The sequence below is a fragment of the Kocuria coralli genome, from assembly GCF_008831305.1.
Taxonomy (GTDB): Bacteria; Actinomycetota; Actinomycetes; order Actinomycetales; family Micrococcaceae; genus Kocuria; species Kocuria coralli.
In genome coordinates, this window is record NZ_ML708645.1 from 1 (window position 1) to 1,604 (window position 1,604).

Here is a 1,604-nt window from a genome sequence, read left to right on the forward strand (position 1 = left end):
ACCGGGTAGAAAGAGACTGACAGTCGTAGGCGTCGCCGACGGTCCCGATCGAGGGCACGATGCCCTCAAGGTCGAGGTGCTCGGTGTACCGGATCGAGGTGTACTGCGTGGGTTCAATCAGTCGTTGCAACACCAGGTTGTTGGAGTGAGTGTAGCTGCTCCTCGAAGACCTCAGCTGGTGTCTTCCAGGCGAGGCTCTTGCGGGGTCGGTTATTTAGCGCGAGTGCGACTGCTTCGAGGTCTTCGGCGGACCAGCGTGAGAGGTCGGTGCCTTTCGGGAAGTACTGGCGCAGCAGCCCGTTGGTGTTCTCGTTCGTCGGCCTCTGCCAGGGTGAGCGGGGATCGGCGAAAAACACCTTGGTGCCCGTCTCGAGCGCGAACTGGGCATGGGCGGAGAGTTCCTTGCCGCGGTCCCAGGTCAGCGTCTTCCTGAGCTGTTCGGGAAGCTTCGTCATCGACCCGATCAGCGCCTCGTTCATCGCGACTGCGCCATAACCGCCCAGCGCGGGACCGTTTTTAACAGACGGGATCTCGCCATAGCCTTCCAGTCGCGGCAGGTGCACCAGCAGGGTCGAGCGGCTGGAGCGTTCGACGATCGTACCGATCGCGGACCTGCCCGTGCCGATGATCAGGTCGCCCTCCCAATGTCCGGGGGCGGCGCGGTCGGCAGCCTCCGCGGGGCGCTGGGAGAACACGACATCTGCGGTGACATGCCCTTGCGGCCGGTTCTGCGCTCGCGCCCGCGGCTGGCGGAGTGCGCGGCCTGTTCGCAGGCACGTGACGAGCTCGCGTTTGAGCGCGCCTCGACCCTGGATGAACAACGACTGGTAGATCGCCTCATGACTGATTCGCATGGACCCATCATCGGGGAAGTCGACCTTCAGACGGTGCGAGATCTGCTCTGGACTCCACGCCCTCGCCCACCGGCGATCGGCCCGGTGCGGCTTGTTACGACCTTTCCAGTCCGTTGTCACCGGCCCAGCAACGACGGTGCCATCAGCGCCGGTCACCGACCCCTCGAGACGTTCTTGGACGTAGTCACGCAGCCTCTCGTTGGTCGCGAGCTTCGCCAGCTTCGGGCGCTTCGCCGCCTGCTGTGCTTTCCACTGCGCCACCAACGCCCGATACTCCTGCTTCCCGCTGCGCGTGGCAGCGTTGCGGCGCAGCTCGCGAGAGATCGTCCCGGGGTCGCGTCCGATCCTGCGGCCGATCTCGCGCACGCCAACCTGCTTCGCGCGCAACAGCGCGATCTCTTCGCGCTCCTCGAAGGACAGGTAGCGGCCGGTGGGCTCGGTCAGTGAGATCGGTGGCATGCCGCCAGCGTGGCGAAACCAGCGGGTCCCGACCGGGACGGACACGCCCACCTTCAGCGCTGCTTCGGCTGAGGTGATGCCCGTCGCGATCAGACCCCAGAACTGTCGCTGCACTACCCGCGATGGATCAGGCCGCCCGGGCGAACGCATCGCCGGGCGCAGGGCACGATCCGCACGCCACTGCCGACGCGTGCTTTCGGGCACATCGCTGGTCTTTTTGCTCCAATCCACCGTAACCATCGTTGAACACCTCCACGATTGAGAGGTGTTGCGACGACCAGTTGAATCCGC

The 1,604-nt window shown here is 65.2% G+C and carries 1 protein-coding gene; it reads right to left on the bottom strand.

What is annotated here, in order from left to right:
* Positions 1–113 precede the first annotated feature (113 nt).
* On the bottom strand, positions 114–1,463 hold the full coding sequence (locus FCK90_RS15160) for an IS30 family transposase (protein ID WP_425481719.1): 1,350 nt from the start codon (positions 1,461–1,463) through the stop codon (positions 114–116).
* Positions 1,464–1,604 lie beyond the last annotated feature (141 nt).